The organism is Streptomyces sp. NPDC001668 (assembly GCF_042893155.1).
GTDB lineage: Bacteria > Actinomycetota > Actinomycetes > Streptomycetales > Streptomycetaceae > Streptomyces.
Map to the genome: position 1 here is coordinate 1 of NZ_JBIAUQ010000020.1, position 23,551 is coordinate 23,551.

The window sequence follows — 23,551 nt, forward strand, 5'->3', positions numbered from 1 at the left end:
CCCGTCCCCTTCCCGCCGTCGGCGGCTTGAGGAGCGTCCACCGTCCCACCCCAGGGGCGCGGGGAACTGCGCGACCAGCCACAACGCACCCGCACTCGCCCGACAACCGAACCCGGCACCCCCGTAGGCGCCCCGCCCAAGCCCAGCGCAGCGGCCCCGCACAAATTTGTGATCGCATTGAGCGGTGCCGCATTCCCCTGCGTATCGTCTGGTAGGGGTCTCGGCACGCTGGTGAGAGGCGGCTCGGAGCGATGACTCACAGTTTTCGTACGGACACGCACGCCCCCTATTACGACGACGAACGGTCCTGGCGGGACAGCGTCGGGCAGTACGCCCTGCTGCCGTTGCGGATCTTCCTGGGTGTCACTTTTATCTATGCCGGCCTGGACAAGCTGACCGACAGTGCCTTCATGAAGGACTCCGGCTCGGGTTCCATCGGCGACATGATGCGCAGCGTCCGGGACTCCTCGGCCATCCCCGCGCTGGTCGATCTGTCTCTGAAGAACCCCGTCGACTTCGGTTACGCCATCGCCTTCGGTGAACTCGCCGTCGGCATCGGCACGTTGCTCGGCGTCCTCGCCCGCCTGGCCGCACTCGGCGGGGCGCTGATCTCGCTCAGCCTGTGGCTGACCGTGAGCTGGGCGTCCGACCCCTACTACTACGGCAACGACCTCGCCTACCTGATGGCCTGGCTGCCGCTCGTCCTCGCGGGCGCCTCCGTGTTCTCCGTGGACGCCGCCCTGCGTGCCCGACGACGGCAGCGGGCGGGAGGCTACCGGTAGCTCCGGCCGGCGGGGCTACCGCTGGGGTGCCTGGTCGGTCCCCGGTGGCGTGGGCGTACGGCGCCTGTCGCGGTGGTTGCGTATGGTCCGGTCCAGCAGGCCCACCGCGCCTGCCAGGCAGAGGCCGCCCACGACGAGGGGGATCACCGCGAACCACGGAGTCTCCCAGGCGCCGCCCGCGTCACCGGCGTAGGTGATGCCCGCGACGGCCAGGAAGCAGCCGGCGACCAGTTTTCCCGGTCGGAACTCATGACGCAGCACGGCTCACCTCCGCCTGGCCGATGCCGACCCGCAGGTCGAGGTCGAGGGTGGCGGTGTTCTTGTCGCCCGAGACCGGTTTCAGGGTGATCTCCTTGCGCTTGCCCGGTGCCACGTCCACGTCCTCCTGGTCGTCGCCCGGCAACTGGATGTCGCCCACTCCCACGTCGAGGACCGCCTTCACGGTCACGTCCGCGGGCACGATCACCACCAGTCGGCCCACTCCGACGTCGGCCTGGGTCGTCACGGTCCGGCCCTTGGCGAAGTCGACGCGGGACAGGTCCAGGGTGCCCACTCCGGTGCCCAGTTCGTATGCCGGGCGGATGTCCTGCGCCGCTGCCGGTGTCCAGGTCTTGCGGACCCAGTGCGTGGTGATGTCCTTCGGGAGCGCGGCCGAGGTGGCGAGCAGGCCCGCCGTGAGGATCGCCAGGAAGATCGAGCCCGCTCCCGTGCGGCCCAGGAAGGAGCTGATCGCTATGCCCAGGCCGAGGACGATCAGCGCGCAGGACAGACCGGTCTGCAGGCTGGTGCCCAGGGCGTGGTCCTCCCATGTCGCCGCCGTGCCGAGGCCGCCCGCCAGCAGGGCGAGCAGGAAGAGCCAGCCGCCGATCCAGCGGGGGCCGCGGGGTTTCGGGGGGTGGATCCGGGCTGCGTGGGTGTCCTCGCGACGGCTCCAGGTGACGCCCCGGCCGATGGTGACGGCCGCCGCGATGTCACGGTCGCGGGAGTCGCGCGGGCCCCACAGATAGCCCGTGCCGCCGACGTGGGTGCCGTCCTTGACGATGGGCTCGCGCCACCAGGACGGGTAACCGACGGCGACCGGCGGGGCCTGGGCCTCCGGCGGGGCGTCGGCGACCGCCTGGGCGGCGAGCGGGTCGGGGTCGGGGGTGCCGCGGTTGCGCGACCAGTACCCGGCGCCCGCGAGGAGCAGGGAGAGGACCACGGCGAAGGTCAGCACGCTGGTGTTGCTCAGCATGGTGAGGAAGACCCCGCAGCCGACCAGGGCGAACAGCACGCCGGTCAGGGCCTGGCCGTCCACCCGGCCGGTGAGCAGCTTGCGCACCTCGTTCTCCTCCTCGTCCTCGTACGGGACGAAGAGCCAGGCGAAGCCATAGAAGATGAGGCCTATGCCGCCGGTCGCCGACAGCACGGCGAGCGTGATCCGGAAGATCACCGGGTCCATGTCGCACTGCCGCCCGAGTCCCGCGCACACCCCGGCGAGCAGTTTGTGCCGCCGGTCCCGCCGGAAGCGCAGGGGGGCGAGGGGGGCGTCCTCGGCGGGGGCGGCGGCCTGCGGTGCGGTGGTGGGCGGGGAGGGGCGGGGCGGTACGGGGGAGTCGGTCGTCGTCGTCCGGTGCCCGACGGGCTCGGTGTCCGCCGGTGTGCCTCCTTCTTTCCGCGTGGCCGCGCCGGGGCCGGTGCCCGGGTCCGGGCCTCCGCCGGATCCGGCGCCCGCGGCGTGCTGGTGATCTGTCATGTGTCCATGGTGACGGGCTCGGGGGCGTGGCGGGAGTCGGAACGACCCTGGCCGGACCCTGATATCGGCCCCGAGAGGGGGGAGGGAAGCGTTCGGGCGACGCGCCGTTCGAAGATCAGGGGAGTCTCGGGGGACAACCCTGATGCCCCGGTACCGCGGCCGTGTGACCATCGATGGCATGCCGGAAGCCGCAGCAGCGCCACTCGTCGAACCGCGGCCGCCGCGCAAGCTCTACCGCAGCAGTGACGGACGCTGGCTGGGTGGTGTGGCGCGGGGGCTCGCCGGGCATCTCGGGCTGCCCGTGATCTGGGTGCGGCTCGTCTTCGTCGGCCTGTTCATGGCGGACGGGCTCGGCGCGCTCCTGTATGCCGCGTTCTGGTTCTTCGTGCCGCTCGGCGTCGGCGGGGTCGCCGGGCAGAAACCCCCGTCCCTGGTCACCACCGAGACCTCGCCGGACGGCCGCCGCAGACTGGTCGCCCGCCGCCCCGACAAGGGCCAGATCGTGGCCCTGCTGCTCATGGTCGTCGTGGCCATGGTCTTCGTCGGCAACGTCAAGGTGGGCAACGGCGCCAAGGCCTACCTCTGGCCGGCCGTCCTGGTCGGCGCGGGCGTGGCCCTGGTCTGGCGCCAGGCGGACAACGCCCGCCGGGCCCGCTGGATGGAGGTGGGCCGCCGACGGCGCACCCTGACGCTGCTGCGTGCCGCGGGCGGGGTCCTCCTCGTCACCGCCGGTGTGTCCGGGATCTTCGTCCTGCAGGGCTCCGCCGCCCACCTCGGCTCCGTCCTCCAGGCGGCCCTCGCGGTCCTCGTCGGGATAACGCTCCTCGCGGGGCCGTATCTCGTCCGCATGACCCAGGACCTCTCCGAGGAGCGCCTGATGCGTATCCGCGCCCAGGAGCGCGCGGAGGTCGCGGCCCACGTCCACGACTCGGTGCTGCACACCCTGACCCTGATCCAGCGCAACGCGGAGAACGCGTCCGAGGTGCGCCGCCTCGCCCGCGCCCAGGAGCGCGACCTGCGCACCTGGCTCTACAAACCCGAGGGCACCGGCAAGGACGAGGCCGACGAACCCACCGACCTCGCCGACGCGGTGCGGCGCAACGCGGCCGAGGTCGAGGACAAGCACGGCGTCCCCATAGAGGTGGTGGTCGTGGGCGACTGCCCGCTCGACGAGAGAACCGGCGCGCAGATGCAGGCCGCGCGCGAGGCGATGGTCAACGCCGCCAAGTACGGTGGCGAGGGCGGCGCCGTACAGGTCTACGCCGAAGTCGAGGGCAAGAAGGTCTTCGTGTCCGTCCGGGACCGCGGCCCCGGCTTCGACCTCGACTCGATACCCGCCGACCGGATGGGTGTCAGAGAATCGATCATCGGCCGCATGGAGCGCCATGGCGGCACGGCCCGGCTGCGTGCGGTGCCGGGCGGCGGCACGGAGGTCGAGCTGGAGATGGAGAGGGCGGAGAACACCTCATGAGTGACCCCACCGAGGCGAACACGGGCCCCGCAGAGCCGACGCCGGCCGGCGGCGCGGGCGAGCGGCACGTGCGCGTGGTCCTCGTCGACGACCACCGCATGTTCCGTACGGGCGTCCAGGCCGAGATCGGCCGGACCGAGGAGACCGGCGTCGAGGTGGTCGGGGAGGCCGCGGACGTCGAACAGGCCGTCACCGTCATCACCGCGACCCGTCCCGAGGTCGTTCTCCTCGACGTGCATCTCCCGGGCGGCGGCGGGGTCGAAGTGCTGCGCCGGTGCGCCCCGTTGATGGCCGACGCGGAGCGGCCCGTCCGCTTCCTCGCCCTGTCCGTCTCGGACGCGGCCGAGGACGTGATCGGAGTGATCCGGGGCGGTGCGCGCGGCTATGTGACGAAGACGATCACCGGCACGGACCTGGTCAACTCCGTCTTCCGCGTCCAGGAGGGCGACGCCGTCTTCTCGCCCCGCCTGGCCGGCTTCGTCCTGGACGCCTTCGCCTCCACCGACGCCCCACCGGTCGACGAGGACCTCGACCGCCTCACCCAGCGCGAGCGCGAGGTGCTCCGGCTCATCGCCCGCGGCTACGCCTACAAGGAGATCGCCAAGCAGCTGTTCATCTCGGTGAAGACGGTCGAGTCCCATGTCTCGGCGGTGCTGCGGAAGTTGCAGCTGTCGAACCGGCATGAGCTGACCCGGTGGGCGACGGCGCGGCGGCTGGTCTGACGCACGGGCCAGGTGCGCTCACACCACGCACGCTCACACCACGCACGGCTCACAGCACGCACGCTCACACCACGCGCGTGGCGCCCGCGAACGGCATCTGGTCGATCGGCGCCACCCGCACCGGTGCCGAGGGGTTCGGGGCGTGGATCATCTGCCCGTTGCCGATGTAGAGACCCACGTGGCTGATGCCCGAGTAGAAGAACACCAGGTCCCCGGGGAGGAGTTCGGAGCGGGAGACGCGCTGCCCGGCGTCGATCTGGGCGTAGGTCGTGCGGGGGAGGGAGATCCCCGCGGAGCGGTACGCGGCCTGGACGAGGCCCGAGCAGTCGAAGGCGTCCGGGCCGGTGGCACCCCAGACGTAGGGGCTGCCGAGCTTGGAGTAGGCGTAGGAGACGGCCGCCGCGGCACGGGAGTTGGGGGCTTGCGAGGTCGCCGCGCCGGCCGCGCCGGGTGTCGTCAGGTCCTCGCGTGCGCCCGTGGCGGCCCGTGAGACGCGCTCCCCACCGGCCCCGAGCGCCGCGCGTTCCCCGGCCGGCAGCCGGGACATCAGCCGGCGGGCCGCGCCGAGTTTGCCGGTGATCGTCTTCTTGTGGCGCTTCAGCTCCGCCTGACGGGATTTCAGCGAGTCCAGCTCGATGCGCGCGGCCCCGCGCAGCTGCTCGATCTCCCGCAGCTGCCGGCGTACGTTCGCCACGGAGGCGGCCTGGCGGGTGCCGGCCCGTTCCACGAACTCGGCGCTGTCCAGGTACCGGTCGGGGTCGTCGGTGAGCGCGAGCTGCATCGCGGGGTCGAGGCCGCCACCGCGGTACTGGGCCGCGGCGATCGAACCCAGCGCGTCCCGCGCCTCGTTGAGCTGCCCCGTCCTGCGGGCCGCCTCGTCCCGCAGGCCGTTCAGCCGGGTCTCGGCCGCCTCCGCCTTCTCCTTCGCGCCGTTGTACTTCTCGGTGGCGGCCTCGGCCTCCTGGTACAGCTGGTCCACCTTCGCCCGGACCTGCGCCGGGGTGAGCTGCGGTTCGGCGTGTCCGATTCCGTCGAAGCCCGTCGCGGTCGCCGCCCCCGCGAGGGCGATCGTCGCGGCCGTACGGATCGTATGGCCGCCGGCCGAGCGGCTGCGGGGCTTGCGGTGTGCTGCCACGTGGACTGCACGTCCTTTCGTACGTTCGCCCGCCCCGGGCTCGGGACGTACGAACGCCAGGGGGGAGCGGCCGTACGACCGCCCGGGGCGGTGTGCGCGTCCGGCGACGGCCTGCACAGGGGGAGCGGGCCGCCGCCGGACCTTCTCGGCGGTGGTGGCCGACTGCCGCCCCTGGCCCGGGCGGCGGTGGGGAGCCGGTCACCTGGTGGAGGACGCTAAACCTGAGCGTGTCCGGGAGGTAACGCGTTGTGCGGAAGTGCCGCCAGGGGACCGTCTGGTGAACGAAGGTGACCGTGATCGCCGGGGGGTGCCGTCGACTTCGCGCGGTGCGCTGACCGAAGTGGGGATTCCGGGGCCCGTGCGGGGCGTGGAGTGCTATGGGCCGCATATATGCAAGATCCGCCCGAGGGGCCGGTGCGAGCGTCGCCGGCGCCCCGGCATAGGCTCCGGCCTCATGGACGTACTCATCCATCTCTTCGTCGGCCTGCACATCATCGGCATCGCCTCGCTGCTCGGCGGCTTCCTCACCCAGATGAAGGCGATGGGCCAGGGCGCCGCCCGGTTCGTCCCCGCGATGCTGCACGGCGCCGCGACGATGCTGGTCACCGGGGTGATCCTGGTCGGCCTCAACCAGGCCGACGACCAGCACGTCAACAACATCAAGATCGGCGTGAAGCTGGCCCTGCTGATCGTGATCCTCGGCCTCGTCTATGTGAAGCGGGACGACGAGAAGGTGGACAAGGGCCTGTTCGGCCTGGTCGGCGCGCTGACCACGGCCAACATCTTCATCGCGGTGCTGTGGACCTGACGGCGGCACGGGCGGCGTGACGCGGGCGCGGCTGGGCGAACCGAGCCGGCCGCGGGACGGCGTTCCAGGCCAGGTCGAGCAGCAGCCGACTCGGCCGCGGCGAGCGTGGCGCCGAGGACTGCGAGGCCTTGGGTGGCCACACAGCGCAGGAACACCCCGCCGGGCATCCGCGGCTCCCAGTGCCGTACGACGAGCACGAGCAGCACCGGCCACAGCAGCATGGACAGGGCCGGCAGCGCTTCGGCGAGACTCTGCCGGCCGAGCGCGGGGAGCCCAGTGTCCGGGTGGCCGCGACCCAGTGCGTGCGCTCCCGCAGATCGGTAGGGCGGGCAGGCACCGGACCTGCGCCGATGCCAGGAAGCTCCCGGAGCCGTGCGGGAGGAGTTCCGCCCGCGCGCCGCTGGCCGGCGGTGCCTCAGGCGGGGCGCACCACGCTGTGGATCGCGGACTCGCCGTCGTAGTAGATGGACTCCTCGCGGACGTACGCGCCCGGCTTGGGGGCGTGGATCATCATGCCGTTGCCGATGTAGAGGCCGACATGGCTGATGTCGTCGTAGAAGAAGACCAGGTCACCGGGTTGTGCGTCGGCCAGGGAGACCGTGGTGCCGGCGTTGACCTGGTCGTAGGTGACGCGCGGGAGGTCGACGCCGGCGGCCTTCCAGGCGGCCTGGGTGAGCCCTGAGCAGTCGTAGGAGTCGGGGCCGGTGGCGCCCCAGACGTAGGGCTTGCCGATCTGCGCGCGGGCGAAGGCGAGGGCCTTGGCGGCCATGGTGGCGTACGAGGAGTCGGTCGCCGGCGCCGTGCTCTCCTGCGGGGCGGCGGTCTCCTGCGCGGCCTGCTCGGCGGCCGCCTGCTGCTGCGCGAGCTCCGCCGCCCTGCGGGCCGCCTCCTCCTGCTTCTGCTTCTCGATCGCCGCGAGACGCGCCTTCTCCTGGGCCGTCAGCTCCGACAGCAGCTCGCGCGCGGTGGCGAGCTTCTTCTGGACGGTGGCCTTGGCGGTCCTCAGGTCGCTCTGCGTCTCGCTGAGCGTCTGGAGGCTCTGGGAGGCCTCCTGGCGCTTTTTCATCGTCGCGGACTGCTCGGAGACGTAGTCGTCGACCATGCCCTTCTGACGACTCGTCAAGCGGCCCATCAGCTGTGTCTGGTCGAAGTAGTCCTGCGGGGTGTCGGCGAGCAGGAAGGTCGCCGTGTCGGGCGCGGCGGCGCCGGTGCGGTACTGGGCGGCGGCGAAGGAACCGAGTTCCTCCCGCGCCGCGTTGAGCTTCTGGGTGCGCCGGGCGACGTCGTCGAGGAGGGTGTCGACCTGCTTGCGCTGCTTGGCCGTCTTCTCCTTGGCCGAGTTGTAGCTGTCGGTCGCCGACTCGGCCTGGCGGTAGAGGTCGTCGACCTTCTTCTCGACCTCTTCGAGACTCGGCTTGTCATCGGCCGGCGCGGCGTTCGCCGACTGGGACAGCAGGGCCACGGAGGTGAGGGCGGCCGTCGCGAGGCCCGGGGTCCGTATGCCTGCCACGCGCGTACCGACGGGACGCGACTTGCGGTGCGACGCCAAGAAAGGCGACTCCTTCCGGTGCTCCGCCTACCGGGTTAGCTGTCGGGTTCGGGCGAAGTGCTTCGGAAGGTTTGCCCTACGGCGCTCCCGCGAGCGGGAGTCGGCCGATTCACCCCAGGTTCGGTGGGTCCCCGGCTCCGGGCGCGCGGCGGCGCTGCGGACTCGGCGGAGGCCGTGCGGCCCGGCGAGGTTCGCCGGAGGGGGTCGTACGGCCTGCCCGGAACGGTAGCCAACTGGTGTGGCCCCTGTGAAGGTTGATGTTCGATATGCCCGATACATTTTCGTGACCTTGGCCCCAAACATCGCTCCCCGTGGTCAATCCGGAGTGATCTGCCATGACTTGGGGGTATTTTCACCGGAGTGACATCGTCCGCCCCCTTCGTGGGACTAGCTTCCAGCCAGCCGCGGTCGGACGCCGCGGCCGGTTGGAGGGATACGGCCATGAGGACGCGCACAGGACTCGTCGTCGCCACAACGGTCGCGCTCGCCGCCGCCGCGGGTGTCACGCCCGCGACAGCGACGGCGGGACACGGCGGGGGCAAGCCGGTGATCCGCGTGATCGCCAAGGGCCTCGACAACCCGCGCCAGCTCTCCTACGACGACGGTCACCTGTACATCGCCGAGGCGGGCCGGGGCGGCAGGAAGTGCGTCGGTGAGGGCCCCGAGGGCCGGACCTGCGTCGGGCTCAGCTCGGCCGTCACCAAGATCTACTGGGACGGGGGCGCGTGGAAGCACCGCAGGGTGGTGAGCCGGCTCCCCTCGGGCGCCGCCCCCGACGGCGGCTTCGCGACCGGCGTGGACGGCGTCTCGGCACTCGACGGCGAGGTCTGGGGCGTGGAGACCTACGCCCCGCCGGAGTCCGGCGTGCCGACGAAGCCGCCCTGGAACACCCTCGGCAAGCTGCTGCGCGTCCGCCACGGCAAGGCGAGGATCGCCGCGGACATCACCGGCGTGGAGCTGAAGTACAACCCGCACAAGGCGTCGGTCGAGTCCAACCCGTACGGCGTCCTCGCCCTCCCCGACGGCCGCGAGATCGTCGCGGACGCGGCCGGGAACGACCTGGTCGTCGTCTCGCCGCACGGCAAGGCGCGCCCCTTCACCGTCTTCCCTGACCACAACGGGAACCAGGCCGTCCCGACCTCCCTGGCGCTCGGACCCGACGGCAAGCTCTACGTCGGCGAACTGAACGGCGAGGCCGCGAGGCCCACCGCGCGCGTGTGGCGCGTCGACCCGTGGACCGGCAGGATCCTCGGCTGGACCTCCGGCTTCGGCTCGATCACGGGCCTGGCCTTCGACGACGACGGCGAGATGTACGTCAGCCAGCTCTTCGCGGGCGTCGTGACCAAGGTCTCGCACGGCAAGCGCACGAACGTGAAGGTGCCGTTCCCGGCGGGCCTCGCCGTCGACCCCTACGACGGCAAGGTCTACGTCTCGGCCTGGTCGGTGGCCGACCGTGACGGCACGGTCATGGACGGCAGGAGGACGCCCGGAGGCCAGGTCTGGAAGATCATCGGGTTCTGACCGCCCGGCGATCCGGCCGGCGATCCGGCCTCGATCCGGGCGATGTTCCCGGGGCGGCGGCGGGCTGTCAGTGGGGAGCCCTAGACTCGGAGAGCGATGAGCAGCCTCTTTGACGACAGCTTCCTGGCGGACCTCCAGGCCCCTCGCGGGCACGGGGAGGAACCCCCGCCGCCGCCCGAGGACGAGCACGTACCGGAGCAGGTTCCGGACGACCTGTTCGGTGGGAAGTTCGACGTGCCCCCGGACCGGGACGCCTACTACCGCGACGGCGCCCCGCGCCCGGTGGTGGACCCGGCCGCGCTCCTGGAGGGGCTGAACGAGAACCAGCGCGCGGCCGTCGTGCACTCCGGCAGCCCGCTGCTCATCGTGGCCGGCGCCGGCTCCGGAAAGACCCGGGTGCTCACCCACCGCATCGCCCACCTCCTCGGCGAGCGCCATGTCCACCCGGGCCAGATCCTCGCGATCACCTTCACCAACAAGGCCGCGGGCGAGATGAAGGAGCGCGTCGAGCAGCTGGTCGGCCCGCGCGCGAACGCGATGTGGGTGATGACCTTCCACAGCGCGTGCGTGCGGATCCTCCGGCGCGAGTCGAAGAAGCTCGGCTTCACCTCCTCCTTCTCGATCTACGACGCCGCCGACTCCAAGCGGCTCATGGCCCTGGTCTGCCGCGACCTGGACCTCGACCCCAAGAAGTTCCCGCCGAAGTCCTTCAGCGCCAAGATCAGCAACCTGAAGAACGAGCTGATCGACGAGGAGGACTTCGCCGCCCAGGCCGCCGACGGCTTCGAGAAGACCCTCGCCCAGGCCTACGCCATGTACCAGTCGCGGCTGCGCGAGGCCAACGCCCTCGACTTCGACGACCTGATCATGACGACGGTCAACCTGCTGCGGGCGTTCCCCGACGTCGCCGAGCACTACCGGCGCCGCTTCCGGCACGTCCTCGTCGACGAGTACCAGGACACCAACCACGCCCAGTACGCGCTGGTCAGGGAGCTGGTCGGGACCTCCGAGCACCCCGTGGACGTACCCCCGAGCGAGCACGACCTGCCGCCCGCCGAGCTGTGCGTCGTCGGTGACGCCGACCAGTCGATCTACGCCTTCCGCGGCGCGACCATCCGCAACATCCTCCAGTTCGAGGAGGACTACCCGGACGCGACGACGATCCTCCTGGAGCAGAACTACCGCTCCACCCAGACGATCCTCACCGCCGCCAACGCCGTCATCGAGCGCAACGAGTCCCGCCGCCCCAAGAACCTGTGGACCAACGCGGGCGCGGGCGCGCGCATCACCGGCTATGTCGCCGACACCGAGCACGACGAGGCGCAGTTCGTCGCCGACGAGATAGACCGCCTCACGGACGCGGGCGACGCGAAGGCCGGCGATGTCGCCGTCTTCTACCGGACCAACGCCCAGTCCCGTGTCTTCGAAGAGGTCTTCATCCGCGTCGGCCTGCCCTACAAGGTCGTCGGCGGCGTCCGCTTCTACGAGCGCAAGGAGGTGCGGGACGTCCTGGCGTACCTGCGCGTCCTCGCCAACCCCGAGGACTCGGTGCCGCTGCGCCGGATCCTGAACGTCCCCAAGCGCGGCATCGGTGACCGTGCCGAGGCGATGATCGACGCCCTGTCCCAGCGCGAGAAGATCAGCTTCCCGCAGGCCCTCAAGCGCGTCGACGAGGCGTACGGCATGGCCGCGCGCTCCACCAACGCCGTCAAGCGGTTCAACGTGCTGATGGAGGAGCTCCGTACGATCGTCGAGTCCGGTGCGGGCCCGGCGACCGTCCTGGAAGCGGTGCTCGAACGCACCGGCTATCTCGCCGAGTTGCAGGCCTCCACCGACCCGCAGGACGAGACCCGCATCGAGAACCTCCAGGAACTCGCCGCGGTCGCCCTCGAGTTCGAGCAGGAGTCCGGCGAGGGCGAGGAGACGGGCTCGCTCTCCGACTTCCTGGAGCGGGTCGCGCTCGTCGCCGACTCCGACCAGATCCCCGACGAGGACGAGGACGGCTCCGGGGTCATCACCCTGATGACCCTGCACACCGCCAAGGGCCTGGAGTTCCCGGTCGTCTTCCTCACCGGCATGGAGGACGGCGTCTTCCCGCACATGCGCGCCCTCGGCCAGACCAAGGAGCTGGAGGAGGAGCGCCGCCTGGCCTACGTCGGCATCACGCGCGCGCGTGAGCGGCTGTACCTGACCCGGTCCTCGCTGCGCAGCGCGTGGGGGCAGCCGTCGTACAACCCGCCCTCCCGCTTCCTGGAGGAGATCCCGGCGCAGCACGTCGACTGGAAGCGCACGGGTGCGGTCGCCGCTCCCGCGGGGCCGGTCTCGGGGGTCGCCGCGTCGCTGTCGTCGTCCCGCTCCCGCTCCTCGGCGTCGGGCGCGTCCGGCTTCGCGACGCGCAGGACCTCGGAGAAGCCGGTGGTGTCCCTGGCCGTCGGCGACCGTGTCACCCACGACCAGTTCGGTCTCGGCACGGTGGTCGGGGTGAAGGGCACGGGCGCGAACGCCGAGGCGACGATCGACTTCGGGGAAGCGAAGCCGAAGCGGCTGCTGCTGCGGTACGCGCCTGTGGAGAAGCTGTAGCGCAGGTAGCGCAGGAAGGGGGCTGGGGCCCGAGGCGTTATGTCGGGTCCAGTCCGTGGCTGCGCAGCCACGGCAGCGGGTCTATGGCCGAACCGCCCGCCGGGTGCACCTCGAAGTGCAGGTGCGGGCCGGTCGAGTTGCCGGAGTTGCCGGAGTACGCGATCGGGTCGCCGGCCTTGACGGTCGTACCGGAGGCGACGCGGTAGCTGGAGAGGTGGCAGTACCACGTCTCCGTGCCGTCCTTCGCCGTCACCACCATCATGTTGCCGTACGCGCTGTTCCACTGCGTCCGCACGGTGCCGTCGGTCGCGGCCATCACCGTCGTGCCGTACGACACCGGGAAGTCGATGCCGGTGTGGACGGACATCCAGTTGACGCCGGCCTGGCCGAAGTAGGCGCTGAGACCGCGCTGCGCGACCGGAAGCGCGAACTTCGGGCGCAGCCGCTCCTTGCGGGCCGCCTCCTCCGCCGCCTTCCTCTTCTCGGCCACCTGCTGGGCCTTGAGGTCGATGCGCTCCTGCGTACGGCTGGCCCGGTCGGCGAAGTCGTCGGCACCGGCCGCGAGGCTCTCGAGCTGGGTGTCCAGCTTGTTGTTGGCGACGGCCGGCTTGACGGCGCTCGTGTCCGCGAGGGTCGTCGCGGTGTTGTTGTCGTCGCCGGTCAGCGTGCCGACCGAGGCGGCGGCGATGCCGGCCACACCCATGACACAGGCCGAGGGAACGGCGATCGTCAGCAGCGCGGAGCGCTTGGCCGGCATACGGCGGCGGGAGCGGTTGGCGTTGCGCGCGGCGACACGGGAGCCCGGGGCGGGGGCCGCGGCCGGAGCGTCCTCCTCCTGGTCGTCCAGGAGCGGGGCGTCCTCGTCGTGGACGGCGGGCATCTCGCCGGTGGCTGCGGTGGCTGCGGTGGCGCTCAAGTCGTCGTCGTGCGCGGTGTGCTCGGCGTAGGTGTCGCCGTAAGGATTCGCCTCGCCGTACGCGTGGCTCTCGTCGTACGCCTGGGTCTCGTCGTACCCGGCCTGCTCGAAGCCTGCCGTCGGCTGCGGGTCGGCCGCCGTGCCGCCGGAGTTCCACTGGGTGGCGTCGTACGCCCCGGTGTCGAAGGTCTGCGTGCCCCATTCCCAGTGCTGGGTCTGGTCGGCGGGGCCCGCGGACTGGTCCGGCTGGTGCCAGGAACCCGTGTCCCACTGGCCGCTGTGCTCGGGGTTGCCGGCCTGCGGGGGGATCGCGGCGAGCTGCTGGTGGCCGGCGCCCCACTGGGTCGCGTCGTACGCGCCGGTGTCGTAGGCGGCGTGGTGCTGGGCCGCGTACATGTCGTAGTTCAGGGTCTGGTGACCGCCGGTGTTCCACGTCGAGGCGTCGTACGAACCGGTGGCGTCGCCCGGCATGCTGCCGAAGAGCGGATCGGTCTCGAAGCTTCCGGTGGCCTGCGCGCCGATGGTGCCGGCGGCGTCGAAACCAGCGGTGTCGTAGGTGCCGTACGTGGTGAGGTCGCCGTACGGGGCTTCCTGGGTGCCGTACGACGCGTACTGCGACGAGTCGGCGTCGGAAGCCGGAGCCGGGGTGGTCATGGTCCCCGACGGGTGACGGTCGTTCACCAACTTCTCTTTCGCCTCGACAACAGGGGCTGCCAGAGCAGTGCGGCGACTGTACCCGGCGGTATGCGGGCGCGACAATCTTCAACTGGTTTTAGGCGCGCAGGAAACGGGCATTCGGCTGTGTTTCGGGGGACTGCGGGCGCGAGTTTGGCTCTGTGTTCGAAGAGTGTTCGATATCGGGTGACGGCTGTTCGCGGTCCGGTGGCTGTCGACGCGCTGTCGGCCGCCTGTGCCCAGTGGCCGATACGACCGTTACGCCACGGTCAGTCCGCCTGCCCGGTCGGCCGTCTCCTCCCCGGCCCGCGCGGTGTCGAGCACCTGGCGTATGCCGGTCGCGACGGCGGGATGCACGGGCAGGGCGAGATGTCCGATCCCGCTCACCCGGACGTTCTGCGCCGTCAGGTCGGGGTGGTCGATGCAGGCGGTCTCCAGCGGATCCATCAGGTGGTCGAGGTCGCTCCAGAAGCTCACGAAGTGCGTACGGCAGCCAGGGGCCGGCTGAGTGAGCTCCTCGAGCAACTCCGAGCCGGGGCGCATCTGGCGCACGATGGGGTGCGCGTTCGCCAGTGGCACCACCCGGGTGCCGGAGTGCGGGGTGCCGAGCGTGACCAGCGTGCGGACCCGGCTGTCGCCGCCGAGGCGCTGCACGTAGTACCGGGCGATCAGGCCGCCGAGGCTGTGCCCGACGACGTCGACCCGCTCGCTGCCCGTGCGCTCGCAGATTCCCTCTATGTGCCGGCCGAGCAGCTCAGCCGCGGCACGGATGTCGCAGGTCAGCGGGGAGTAGTTGAGCGACTCGATCTGCTGCCTGCCGTGCTGGGCGAGGCTGCGGCGCAGGAGCACGAAGACCGAGCGGTTGTCGATGAAGCCGTGCAGCAGGACGACGGGGGGCTTGGCCTCCGTCGGCAGTTGGGCGGCACCGTCCTCCGGGGAGGGGAGCGGGGGCAGCGGGGAGCGGCGCTCCTGGGTGATGCCGGACGGGTAGAGGAGGAGATGCCCCGCGAGGATCGCGATCTCCAGGGCGGTCGCCTTCAGGAGGGCCAGAGAGAGTCCCGCCAGCCTGCCGGGAAGCAGACGCTGGCAGAGCGGAAGAAGGGGCAGCGCTGCCCTGGTGACCTTCATGGCCGACCTCCTGTCGGCACACGGGAGGACAGCTCCGTCCCCCGTGTGCGCTCATGGGGAGTCGCGGCGGAAAGCGACGCCGGCGTGGCGCGAGAGGGGCGCGGGGGACGGGTGTGGCGGTCGGCGCGGGGTTCCGGGGCTGCCGGGCCGGCCGGCGGAGCTGACGGAACCGCTACTGCGGGTGGTGCGGGTGGTGCCGGTGGTGCGGGCGATGCCGACGGTGCCGGTGGTTGAGCCGGTCGTATCGGTGATGCCGGTCGTGTTACTGGTGTGCGCGGTGCTGGTGGTGCTGGTCGTGCGCCGGTGACGTGACGAGCGGCCCTGTCGGTGTGGCGACGAGGCTCCCCGCTGTCGTGCCTTACCTGTCCTGCGTGCCCTTCGTGCCGTCGCCGGCGCGCCGCACCACCGCGTCGCGCGGCCTGCGGCGCGGCGGTGCGGCGACCTCGTTGCGGCTCCCGAACGTGTCCCACGTGTGATTTTCCCCCTCCGTGTCCACCGCGAAACTGCGTCGTGTGTGATGGTGGCGATAACGTTCGTTCACATTCCCGGTCTGTGCGGTACTAGTCGGTACGAATGGACGCAGTCGCTTCATGGAGGCAGTGATGGGTGTGACAGCCGGTCCGATCCGCGTGGTGGTGGCCAAACCGGGGCTCGACGGTCACGATCGCGGAGCCAAGGTGATCGCTCGGGCGCTGCGGGACGCGGGCATGGAGGTCATCTACACCGGCCTCCACCAGACTCCCGAGCAGATCGTCCACACCGCGATCCAGGAGGACGCCGACGCGATCGGGCTCTCCATCCTCTCCGGCGCCCACAACACGCTGTTCGCCGCGGTGATCGACCTGCTCAAGGAGCGGGAGGCCGAGGACATCCTGGTGTTCGGCGGCGGGATCATCCCGGAGGCGGACATTCCGTTGCTGAAGGAGAAGGGGGTCGCGGAGATCTTCACGCCGGGGGCGACGACTCAGTCGATCGTGGACTGGGTGCGGGGGAATGTGAGGCAGGGGGCGGGGGCGTAGGGGGCGGTTTGATGCCGGGTGCGGGTCGGCGGGGGCCGGATATCGGGTGCGGGCCGGTGGTGGCTGGTCGCGCAGTTCCCCGCGCCCCTGGGTGGGGACGGTGGTCGGCGGTTGATCTGGGGACCTTGCCTGAGTGAGGCCACTCCGCCGACGCGGGCGAGCAAGACCCTTGTGCTCCCGCCGTGACCCTGCGCCGCTCCACCACAGGTCTGTCCACTGCCTACGCGACCTCCAGTTCCTCCGCCATCGCCGCTCGCAGTCGCAAGGTCGTCACCAGGCGTTGGAAGGCCTCTGCCCAGTAGCCCCCCGCGCCGGGGCTCGTGTTCTCCGTTTCGTCCGGTACTGCCATCAGCCCCTCCAGCCGTCCCGCCTCGGCGGGATCGAGACACCGCTCCGCCAGGCCCATCACGCCGCTGAAGGACCAGGGGTAACTTCCCGCGTCCCGGGCGATGTTCAGCGCGTCGACCACCGCCCGCCCGAGCGGCGCGGCCCACGGCACACCACACACCCCCAGCAGCTGGAACGCCTCGGACAGTCCGTGCGTCGCGATGAACCCGGCGACCCACTCGGCCCGTTCGGCGGAGCCCAACGTGGTCAGGAGCTTGGCCCGCTCCGCGAGGGACACCGCCCCCGGCCCCCCGGCCTCGGGCGCCGCGGGAGTCCCGAGCAGCGCCCGCGCCCACTCGGCGTCCCGTTGCCGTACGGCGGCCCGGCACCACGCCGCGTGCAGTTCGTCGCGCCAGTCGTCCGCCACCGGGAGTGCCACGATCTCCTCGGGCGTCCGTCCGCCGAGCCGCCCGGACCACACCTCCAGGGGAGCGGCCTCCACCAACTGCCCGAACCACCACGACCGTTCCCCCCGACCTGAGGGTGCCTTCGCCACGACACCGTCGCGCTCCATGCCCGAGTCGCACTCGTGCGGCGCCTCGACGAGGATCGTCGGCGTGTCCCGGGTGTGGTCGAGGGCCACGCACGCGCCGGCCCTGACCGCCATCCGCGCCGCCAGCGCCGAACCCGGCAAGGCCGACAGCAACTCCGCGGCCGTGGCCCGGACGTTGCGGCTCCGGTCGGCCAGCGCCTGCTCCAGGAACGCCTCGTCCTCCGGCCCCAGACCCGTCCGCAACGAGTCGAGGAACATCAGCCGGTCCTCCGCCCGCTCGGTCGCCCAGGTCGTCATGAGCAGTTCGCGCGCGGCGGCGGGCTCCCGGGCCCGTATCGCCGCGAGAAGGGCCACCCGCTCGGCGAACAGACCTTCCTCCCACAGCAGTCGGACTACCTCGGTGTCCTGCGCCGACGGCAGTGCCGTGCCGCCGCCGGGGGTCGCGCGCAGGGCGAACCGCCAGTCCGGGTTCAGCCGGGCGAGCCAGGTGGCCCGCGAACCCGCGAACGCCAGCGCCGCCGGCCGCAGATCCGTACGCCCCCGGGCCGCGTCCAGCAGCGCGGGCAGCAGCTGCGGGGGCGCCGCGTAACCGCGGGCGTTCGCCGTCGCGAGCCACTGCGGCAGTAGCTCCATGAGATCCGGTGCCGTGCCCCTGCGGCCGCCGCCCGTGCCCGGCCGGTCGGCGAGCAGCATCGAGAGCCGGCGGGCCGCCGCCGCGGGCAGCGCGGGGCGCGGATCCTGGGGCGCCGGCTGCGGCCGTTGCGCCGCGCGTGCGGGCCGCAGGCCGGCCCGCCGCCGTACGGTCTCCACAGCCGCCGCGTCCAGCAACGCCACCGGCGCCTCGGGACCGGCTTCGACGCCGGCCGGTGTGCGGCGTGCGGTGCCGAGCAGGGCCGAGGTGACGAGTTCCTCCCAGGCGTCCGGCGCGGGAGCGGAGGTCTTGTCCATGCGGTTCCTTTCCGTCCGGTCGGGTGCTGGGCCGCTTCGGTTCAGCACAGTTGCACCGCCTCGCCCGGACCCTCCGGCCACGCCGTCAGCGGGGTGAAACCGCGGTGGCCGCACTCGCCGAAGACCTTCACCGGGGCACCGCCCGAGAGCGCGACCAGGCGCCACAGACCCGGACGGGAGCGGGCGGAGGCGGTGAGCGGCAGTGCCGAGTCGCCCTCGGCGTCGGCCAGTTGCCAGGAGTCCCCGTCCGGGGCCGGTATCACCCGGTCCAGGGTGACGGGGACGGAGTCGAGCCACGGGTCGTCCCGCAACGCTTCGCCGTAGCGGGCGGCCGCCTGTTCGGTCGTCACCCCCGGCGGGCGGACCGCCGAAGGCGCGGGCGGTGCGAACTGCTCGCCGAGTGCCGCCCGCAGCTGACCGGTACCGGGATAGGGGGACACCTCCGCCTCCAGCTCAAGACCCACCGGCAGCGCCAGTTCGGGGGCGCGGCCGGCCGCGCCGTAGGAAAGGAGCAGTGCCGTGCGCTCCGAGTCCGTGCCGTGCAGCCAGATCCGGCGGGTCGTCAGACGGGCGTCCGCCGTGTCGTACTGGGCCAGGACCAGCCAGCGGTCCCGTATCGCGGGGCCGTCCGCCGAGGCGGGCAGGCCGATCCGGGAACGGACCGTCGACGCGAGGCCGTCCGGCAGCCGCTCGCGGCGCAGCCAGCCCTGGTCGAGGAGGTGGAGGAGGGCGCACTCCTCCAGCAGCCGCACCGGCCAGCCCGGACCGGACGACGGAATCGGTCCCAACTCCCTGACCCGGCCGGCGAGTCCCGGCGCCTGCGCGTCGACCATGCGGGCGGCCGTCTCCTCCCACATGCCGTACCCCGCCTGCTCCGCCCCCGCCAGACCGCCGCGCAGCAGGTCCGCCAGCCGCTGCTCCAGCTCCGTCGCGCCCGCCGTGATCCGCACGGCCCGGCGCTCCGCCCTGCGCCGGGCCGCCTCCGGATCACCGGACCCGGCGGCGGCACCGGCCGCGTCCGCCGTCCGCCTCTCCTGCGCCCGCTGCCTTCTCCCCTCTATCCACTGCTCCGCCCAGTCCGGTACCCGGCCAGGCGGCACCGCTCCCTCCCCACCCGCCCAGAGCAGCAGCAGCCCGAGCGCGTGCTTGCACGGGAACTTGCGGCTCGGGCAACTGCACTTGTACGCCGGGCCCGCGGCGTCCGCGATGTCGATGACCGTCTGATACGGCTTGCTGCCACTGCCCTTGCACAGCCCCCACACCGTCCCCTCGTCGGAACTCCCCGCCTCGGACCACGGCCCGGCCGCGCCGAGTTTGCTTCCCGCTTTGCGTGAGGCGGCGTCAGGAGCCAGTGCCAGCACCTGATCCGCCGTCCAGCGCACCCCCTGCTGAGTCATGACATCGAAGGTAGATCCCCCCACTGACAATCGACCCCGGACCGACTGCCGCTCCGTCCCCCGTGAGCGCGTTTCCGCAGGTCGGATCGCATTGTCAGTGGCGTGGTGCACGGTTGGTGACAGATCCGAACCGGCCGAGCTGGAGGGGGCCTCAGCCATGTCTGTGTCCGTGGAACCGACGAGCGTGGAACCGAAGCAGGGAGAGCCGGCCGAGGCGTTGCGGCCGCATGCCGAGGAAGCCTTCGCCGGTGAACTCGCCGCGCTGGCCGCGCAGGACGACCGTCCGCGCCCGGCCCGCTGGAAGCTGTCGCCGTGGGCGGTGGCGACGTACCTCCTCGGCGGCACCCTGCCGGACGGCACGGTGATCACTCCGAAGTACGTGGGCCCGCGGCGCCTCGTCGAGGTCGCCGTCACCACCCTGGCCACCGACCGCGCCCTGCTCCTGCTCGGCGTGCCCGGCACCGCGAAGACCTGGGTGTCGGAACACCTCGCCGCGGCGGTCAGCGGCGACTCGACGCTGCTCGTGCAGGGCACGGCGGGCACCCCGGAGGAGGCGATCCGGTACGGCTGGAACTACGCGCAGCTGCTCGCCAACGGCCCGAGCCGCGACGCCCTCGTGCCCAGCCCGGTGATGCGGGCCATGGCGGAGGGGATGACGGCCCGGGTGGAGGAGCTGACCCGGATCCCGGCCGACGTGCAGGACACGCTGATCACGATCCTGTCCGAGAAGACGCTGCCGATACCCGAGCTGGGCTCGGAGGTGCAGGCGGTCCGCGGGTTCAACCTCATCGCCACGGCCAACGACCGCGACCGCGGGGTCAACGACCTCTCCAGCGCCCTGCGCCGCCGTTTCAACACGGTCGTGCTGCCGCTGCCGGAGAGCGTCGAGGCCGAGGTCGACATCGTCTCCCGCCGGGTCGACCAGATCGGCCGCTCCCTCGACCTGCCGGCCGCGCCCGACGGCATCGCCGAGATCCGCCGCGTCGTGACGGTCTTCCGCGAGCTGCGCGACGGGGTGACGTCCGACGGCCGCACCAAGCTCAAGTCGCCCAGCGGCACCCTGTCGACCGCGGAGGCCATCTCGGTCGTCACCAACGGTCTCGCCCTCGCCGCCCATTTCGGCGACGGCGTCCTGCGGGCCGGTGACGTCGCCGCGGGCATCCTCGGCGCCGTGGTCCGCGATCCGGCGGCCGACCGGGTCATCTGGCAGGAGTACCTGGAAGCGGTCGTCCGCGAGCGGGACGGCTGGAAGGACTTCTACCGGGCGTGCCGGGAGGTGAGTGCGTGACGGAGGAGCTGGGGTCGGACGGCACGGAGTCCACCGAGGCCGTGGTGCGGGATGCCGAGGGCAGTGGAGACAAGGGGGCGGCTGTGACGGGTCTTGAGAGGTACAGCGACGGGGACAGGGCCGGGGCGGTCGGCGAGGACGACTCCAAGTGGCCTCGGCGGGGAGGGGGACGGTGTGACGGAGTTCGGTGAGGCCGGGGGCGGCGAGGCGTCCGGCGTCGGCGGGGCGGCCGCTGGGGGTGGGGTGCGCAGTGGTGGGTCCGGGAGTGCGAAAGAGAGGCGCGCGCACGCGTCAGTGGGGGAGGGGGCAGAGGGAGGCGAGGTGTCCGGGAGCGTGGAGGCCGGCGTCGGCGGTCACGGGCGCCGGAAGGCCGGTGCGGGGCCGTTGCTGCTCGGGGTGCGGCATCACGGGCCCGGGTCGGCGCGGGCCGTGCGGGCGGCGTTGGACGCGGCGCGGCCCCGGGCCGTGCTGATCGAGGGGCCGCCCGAGGCCGACGCGTTGATTCCGCTGGCCGCCGAGGAGGACATGCGGCCGCCGGTGGCGCTGCTCGCCCATGCCGTCGACGAGCCCGGCCGGTCGGCTTTCTGGCCGCTGGCCGAGTTCTCCCCGGAATGGGTGGCGATCCGCTGGGCGCTGGAGCACGACGTCCCGGCCCGTTTCATCGACCTGCCGGCCACGCACACGCTGGCGTGGGGCAGGGACGAGACGGACGAACGGCCCACGGACCGACCGGACGCACCCGCCACCGACGCCCCGGACTCTGGGGGCCCCGAGACCGGGGCGAGCGGCGTCGGGACCCCGGATGAGCGGGGCACCGTCCCGTCCGGTGAGCGCGGTGCCCCAGCGGGGGAGACGGCCGGCCAGGGCGGCGCGGAGGCCTCTTCGGCCGGTGACGGCACCGGTCCCGGCGACGAGCCGACCGTTCGCGAGGCCGTACGCGTCGATCCGCTCGGTGTGCTTGCCGAGGCTGCCGGATACGACGACCCCGAGCGGTGGTGGGAGGACGTCGTCGAGCACCGGGGGGCGGGACAGGGCGACGTGTTCGAGCCGTTCACCGTGCTGGAAGAGGTGATGGGGGTGCTGCGCGAGACGTACGGAAGCGGCGGACACGACCGGGACCTCGTGCGGGAGGCGTACATGCGGCTCCAGGTGCGGGCGGCGCAGCGGGAGTTCGGGGACGACGTGGCCGTGGTGTGCGGGGCCTGGCACGTGCCCGCGCTGCGGCGGAAGAGCACGGTCGCCGCCGACAAGGCTCTCCTGAAGGGGCTCCCCAAGGTCAGGGCGGACATGACGTGGGTGCCCTGGACGTACCGCAGGCTCTCGCGCCGCAGCGGCTACGGCGCCGGAATCGATTCGCCCGGCTGGTACGGGCACCTGTTCAGCGCGCCGGACCGGCCCGTCGAGCGCTGGCTGACCAGGGTGGCGGGGCTGCTGCGGGACGAGGACCGGCTCGTGTCCTCGGCGCACGTCATCGAGGCCGTACGGCTGGCCGAGACGCTCGCGGCGATGCGCGGCCGCCCGCTGCCCGGCCTGAGCGAGACGACCGACGCGGTGCGGGCGGTGATGTGCGAGGGCTCGGACGTGCCGTTGGCGCTGGTGCACGACCGGCTGGTGGTCGGGGACGTCCTGGGGGAGGTGCCGCAGGCGGCGCCGGCGGTGCCGTTGCAGCGGGACCTCGACCGGATCCAGCGGCGGCTTCGGCTCAAACCGGAGGCGCTGGAGCGGGAGTTGGAGCTCGACCTGCGCAAGGAGAACGACGCCGAGCGCAGCAGGCTGCTGCACCGGCTGCGGTTGCTGGGCGTGGCATGGGGTGAGCCGGCGGCCTCGCGGGGCAGCACGGGCACGTTCCGGGAGACGTGGCGGCTGCGGTGGGAGCCGGAGCTGTCGGTCCGGGTCGCCGAGGCAGGGGTGTGGGGCACGACCGTGCTCGCCGCCGCGACGGCCAAGGCCGAGGCGGACGCCGTCTCCGCGCCGGGGCTGGCCGACGTCACCGCCCTCGCCGAGCGCTGTCTGCTGGCCGAACTCCCGGACGCCCTCCCCACGGTGATGCAGATCCTCGCCGACCGCGCCGCGCTGGACGCGGACGTCGGCCACCTCGCCCAGGCCCTGCCGGCCCTCGTCCGTTCCCTGCGCTACGGCGATGTGCGCGGCACCGACACCGGCGCCCTGACGGAGGTCGCCGCGGGCCTCGCCGAGCGCGTCTTCGTCGGCCTCCCCCCGGCCTGCGCCGCGCTCGACGCGGAGGCCGCGGAGGAGATGCGGGGTCATGTGGACGCGGTCCACGGTGCGGTGGGCCTGCTGGGCGAGACGGCGGCTCCGGGGCGGAGCGACGGGGGGGATGCGGCGGTTCCGGCGCACCACGGCCTCCGTGGCCGTTGGCAGGCCGTGCTCAAGGTGTTGGCCCTGCGGGACACCGTGCCCGGTGTCATTCGGGGGCGGGCCGTGCGGCTGCTGCTGGACGACGGGGAGTTGGCACAGGACGAGGCGGCACGGCTCATGGGGCTCGTGCTGTCGCCGGGGACGGAGCCGGGTGACGCGGCCGCGTGGATCGAGGGTTTCGTCGGGGGCGGGTCAGGCGGCGGGATGCTCCTCGTGCACGACGAGCGGCTGCTCGGACTTGTCGACGCCTGGCTGACCGGGGTGTCGGCGGAGGCGTTCACCGATGTACTGCCGCTGCTGCGGCGCACGTTCTCGGCGTACGAGCCGGGTGTGCGCCGGACCCTGGGCGAACTGGTCCGACGGGGGCCGGGACAGCGGGGGAGCGCGGCGGGGGCCGGTTCCGGGATACCGGGGTTCGGGACCGATCTCGACGCCGACCGGGCGGACGCCGTGCTGCCCGTGGTGCGGCTGCTGCTCGGCCTGGACGACGACCGGGACGGCGGCTTGGCGCACCTTCACGACAACGACCTTGCGGGGGTGAAGGGATGAGGACCGAGGTATCGCCGGCATCGAGGGGCGGCGCCGACAGGACGCTCACCGTTGTGACGGAGGGGCGGG

17 protein-coding genes and 1 riboswitch are annotated in these 23,551 nt (G+C 72.3%); of the genes, 9 read left to right on the forward strand and 8 right to left on the reverse strand.

Translation table 11 applies throughout. The annotated features are described in order from the left end of the window. The first annotated feature begins 251 nt into the window (after positions 1–251). On the forward strand, positions 252–782 hold the full coding sequence (locus ACFYZ8_RS39700; RefSeq protein WP_359036697.1) for a DoxX family protein: 531 nt from the start codon (positions 252–254) through the stop codon (positions 780–782). 15 nt (positions 783–797) lie between these two features. Here the strand turns inward: ACFYZ8_RS39700 and ACFYZ8_RS39705 are convergent, their stop codons facing one another. Together ACFYZ8_RS39705 and ACFYZ8_RS39710 are read right to left on the reverse strand one after the other, a co-directional pair. Continuing rightward, positions 798–1,043, reverse strand: coding sequence for a hypothetical protein (locus tag ACFYZ8_RS39705; RefSeq protein ID WP_359036695.1), 246 nt, complete (start codon positions 1,041–1,043; stop codon positions 798–800). Then, on the reverse strand, positions 1,030–2,517 hold the full coding sequence (locus ACFYZ8_RS39710) for a PspC domain-containing protein (protein WP_388541027.1): 1,488 nt from the start codon (positions 2,515–2,517) through the stop codon (positions 1,030–1,032). The genes ACFYZ8_RS39705 and ACFYZ8_RS39710 overlap by 14 nt, the downstream gene beginning before the upstream one ends. A gap of 142 nt (positions 2,518–2,659) precedes the next feature. On the opposite strand from ACFYZ8_RS39710, the gene ACFYZ8_RS39715 reads away from it, so the two are divergent. Further along, complete coding sequence (locus ACFYZ8_RS39715) at positions 2,660–3,988, forward strand: PspC domain-containing protein (protein WP_359036691.1); 1,329 nt, start codon at positions 2,660–2,662, stop codon at positions 3,986–3,988. Then, a complete protein-coding gene (locus tag ACFYZ8_RS39720; protein WP_359036689.1) occupies positions 3,985–4,710 on the forward strand; it encodes a response regulator transcription factor in 726 nt (241 codons plus the stop codon). The genes ACFYZ8_RS39715 and ACFYZ8_RS39720 overlap by 4 nt, the downstream gene beginning before the upstream one ends. 64 nt (positions 4,711–4,774) lie before the next feature. On the opposite strand, the gene ACFYZ8_RS39725 is transcribed toward ACFYZ8_RS39720, so the two are convergent. Next, the gene (locus ACFYZ8_RS39725) at positions 4,775–5,845 is read right to left on the reverse strand and encodes an NlpC/P60 family protein (RefSeq protein WP_388541031.1); all 1,071 of its coding nucleotides are present in this window, start codon (positions 5,843–5,845) and stop codon (positions 4,775–4,777) included. A 454-nt stretch (positions 5,846–6,299) separates the two neighbouring features. On the opposite strand from ACFYZ8_RS39725, the gene ACFYZ8_RS39730 reads away from it, so the two are divergent. Beyond that, the gene (locus ACFYZ8_RS39730) at positions 6,300–6,653 is read left to right on the forward strand and encodes a hypothetical protein (RefSeq protein ID WP_359036685.1); all 354 of its coding nucleotides are present in this window, start codon (positions 6,300–6,302) and stop codon (positions 6,651–6,653) included. Between the two features lie 415 nt (positions 6,654–7,068). Here ACFYZ8_RS39730 and ACFYZ8_RS39735 read toward each other — a convergent pair whose 3' ends face one another. Then, on the reverse strand, positions 7,069–8,202 hold the full coding sequence (locus ACFYZ8_RS39735) for an NlpC/P60 family protein (RefSeq protein ID WP_388541033.1): 1,134 nt from the start codon (positions 8,200–8,202) through the stop codon (positions 7,069–7,071). A 7-nt stretch (positions 8,203–8,209) separates the two neighbouring features. Beyond that, positions 8,210–8,380, reverse strand: a riboswitch (cyclic di-AMP (ydaO/yuaA leader). Positions 8,381–8,643: 263 nt separating this feature from the next. Between ACFYZ8_RS39735 and ACFYZ8_RS39740 the strand changes: the two genes are divergently transcribed. Together ACFYZ8_RS39740 and pcrA are read left to right on the forward strand one after the other, a co-directional pair. Next, positions 8,644–9,723, forward strand: coding sequence for a ScyD/ScyE family protein (locus ACFYZ8_RS39740; RefSeq protein ID WP_388541036.1), 1,080 nt, complete (start codon positions 8,644–8,646; stop codon positions 9,721–9,723). Positions 9,724–9,819: 96 nt separating this feature from the next. Next, positions 9,820–12,303, forward strand: coding sequence for a DNA helicase PcrA (gene pcrA, locus ACFYZ8_RS39745; protein ID WP_388541039.1), 2,484 nt, complete (start codon positions 9,820–9,822; stop codon positions 12,301–12,303). A gap of 37 nt (positions 12,304–12,340) precedes the next feature. On the opposite strand, the gene ACFYZ8_RS39750 is transcribed toward pcrA, so the two are convergent. Next, the gene (locus ACFYZ8_RS39750) at positions 12,341–13,873 is read right to left on the reverse strand and encodes a M23 family metallopeptidase (protein ID WP_388541254.1); all 1,533 of its coding nucleotides are present in this window, start codon (positions 13,871–13,873) and stop codon (positions 12,341–12,343) included. A gap of 279 nt (positions 13,874–14,152) precedes the next feature. After that, positions 14,153–15,022, reverse strand: coding sequence for an alpha/beta fold hydrolase (locus ACFYZ8_RS39755; RefSeq protein ID WP_359036676.1), 870 nt, complete (start codon positions 15,020–15,022; stop codon positions 14,153–14,155). A 602-nt stretch (positions 15,023–15,624) separates the two neighbouring features. Here ACFYZ8_RS39755 and ACFYZ8_RS39760 point away from each other — a divergent pair. Beyond that, positions 15,625–16,041 (forward strand): cobalamin B12-binding domain-containing protein, encoded by a 417-nt coding sequence (locus ACFYZ8_RS39760; protein WP_388541042.1) that lies wholly within the window; start codon positions 15,625–15,627, stop codon positions 16,039–16,041. A gap of 220 nt (positions 16,042–16,261) precedes the next feature. Here ACFYZ8_RS39760 and ACFYZ8_RS39765 read toward each other — a convergent pair whose 3' ends face one another. Both ACFYZ8_RS39765 and ACFYZ8_RS39770 read right to left on the reverse strand, forming a co-directional pair. Continuing rightward, positions 16,262–17,869 carry a DUF5691 domain-containing protein gene (locus ACFYZ8_RS39765; RefSeq protein ID WP_388541044.1) on the reverse strand — a complete coding sequence of 536 codons (1,608 nt, stop codon included), beginning with the start codon at positions 17,867–17,869 and terminating at the stop codon, positions 16,262–16,264. Between the two features lie 41 nt (positions 17,870–17,910). Next, complete coding sequence (locus ACFYZ8_RS39770; RefSeq protein ID WP_388541046.1) at positions 17,911–19,266, reverse strand: SWIM zinc finger family protein; 1,356 nt, start codon at positions 19,264–19,266, stop codon at positions 17,911–17,913. A 157-nt stretch (positions 19,267–19,423) separates the two neighbouring features. On the opposite strand from ACFYZ8_RS39770, the gene ACFYZ8_RS39775 reads away from it, so the two are divergent. Together ACFYZ8_RS39775 and ACFYZ8_RS39780 are read left to right on the forward strand one after the other, a co-directional pair. Continuing rightward, complete coding sequence (locus ACFYZ8_RS39775; RefSeq protein WP_359036666.1) at positions 19,424–20,554, forward strand: AAA family ATPase; 1,131 nt, start codon at positions 19,424–19,426, stop codon at positions 20,552–20,554. Between the two features lie 321 nt (positions 20,555–20,875). Next, positions 20,876–23,482 carry a DUF5682 family protein gene (locus ACFYZ8_RS39780; RefSeq protein WP_388541049.1) on the forward strand — a complete coding sequence of 869 codons (2,607 nt, stop codon included), beginning with the start codon at positions 20,876–20,878 and terminating at the stop codon, positions 23,480–23,482. The last annotated feature ends 69 nt before the right edge of the window (positions 23,483–23,551 follow it).

Coding starts and splice junctions, on each gene's coding strand:
- ACFYZ8_RS39750 (WP_388541254.1), bottom strand. CDS start 13,873: ATGACCACCCCGGCTCCGGCTTCCGACGCCGACTCGTCGCAGTACGCG.
- ACFYZ8_RS39715 (WP_359036691.1), top strand. CDS start 2,660: ATGCCCCGGTACCGCGGCCGTGTGACCATCGATGGCATGCCGGAAGCC.
- ACFYZ8_RS39720 (WP_359036689.1), top strand. CDS start 3,985: ATGAGTGACCCCACCGAGGCGAACACGGGCCCCGCAGAGCCGACGCCG.
- ACFYZ8_RS39755 (WP_359036676.1), bottom strand. CDS start 15,022: ATGAAGGTCACCAGGGCAGCGCTGCCCCTTCTTCCGCTCTGCCAGCGT.
- ACFYZ8_RS39700 (WP_359036697.1), top strand. CDS start 252: ATGACTCACAGTTTTCGTACGGACACGCACGCCCCCTATTACGACGAC.
- ACFYZ8_RS39775 (WP_359036666.1), top strand. CDS start 19,424: ATGTCTGTGTCCGTGGAACCGACGAGCGTGGAACCGAAGCAGGGAGAG.
- pcrA (WP_388541039.1), top strand. CDS start 9,820: ATGAGCAGCCTCTTTGACGACAGCTTCCTGGCGGACCTCCAGGCCCCT.
- ACFYZ8_RS39710 (WP_388541027.1), bottom strand. CDS start 2,517: ATGACAGATCACCAGCACGCCGCGGGCGCCGGATCCGGCGGAGGCCCG.
- ACFYZ8_RS39730 (WP_359036685.1), top strand. CDS start 6,300: ATGGACGTACTCATCCATCTCTTCGTCGGCCTGCACATCATCGGCATC.
- ACFYZ8_RS39760 (WP_388541042.1), top strand. CDS start 15,625: ATGGGTGTGACAGCCGGTCCGATCCGCGTGGTGGTGGCCAAACCGGGG.
- ACFYZ8_RS39765 (WP_388541044.1), bottom strand. CDS start 17,869: ATGGACAAGACCTCCGCTCCCGCGCCGGACGCCTGGGAGGAACTCGTC.
- ACFYZ8_RS39740 (WP_388541036.1), top strand. CDS start 8,644: ATGAGGACGCGCACAGGACTCGTCGTCGCCACAACGGTCGCGCTCGCC.
- ACFYZ8_RS39770 (WP_388541046.1), bottom strand. CDS start 19,266: ATGACTCAGCAGGGGGTGCGCTGGACGGCGGATCAGGTGCTGGCACTG.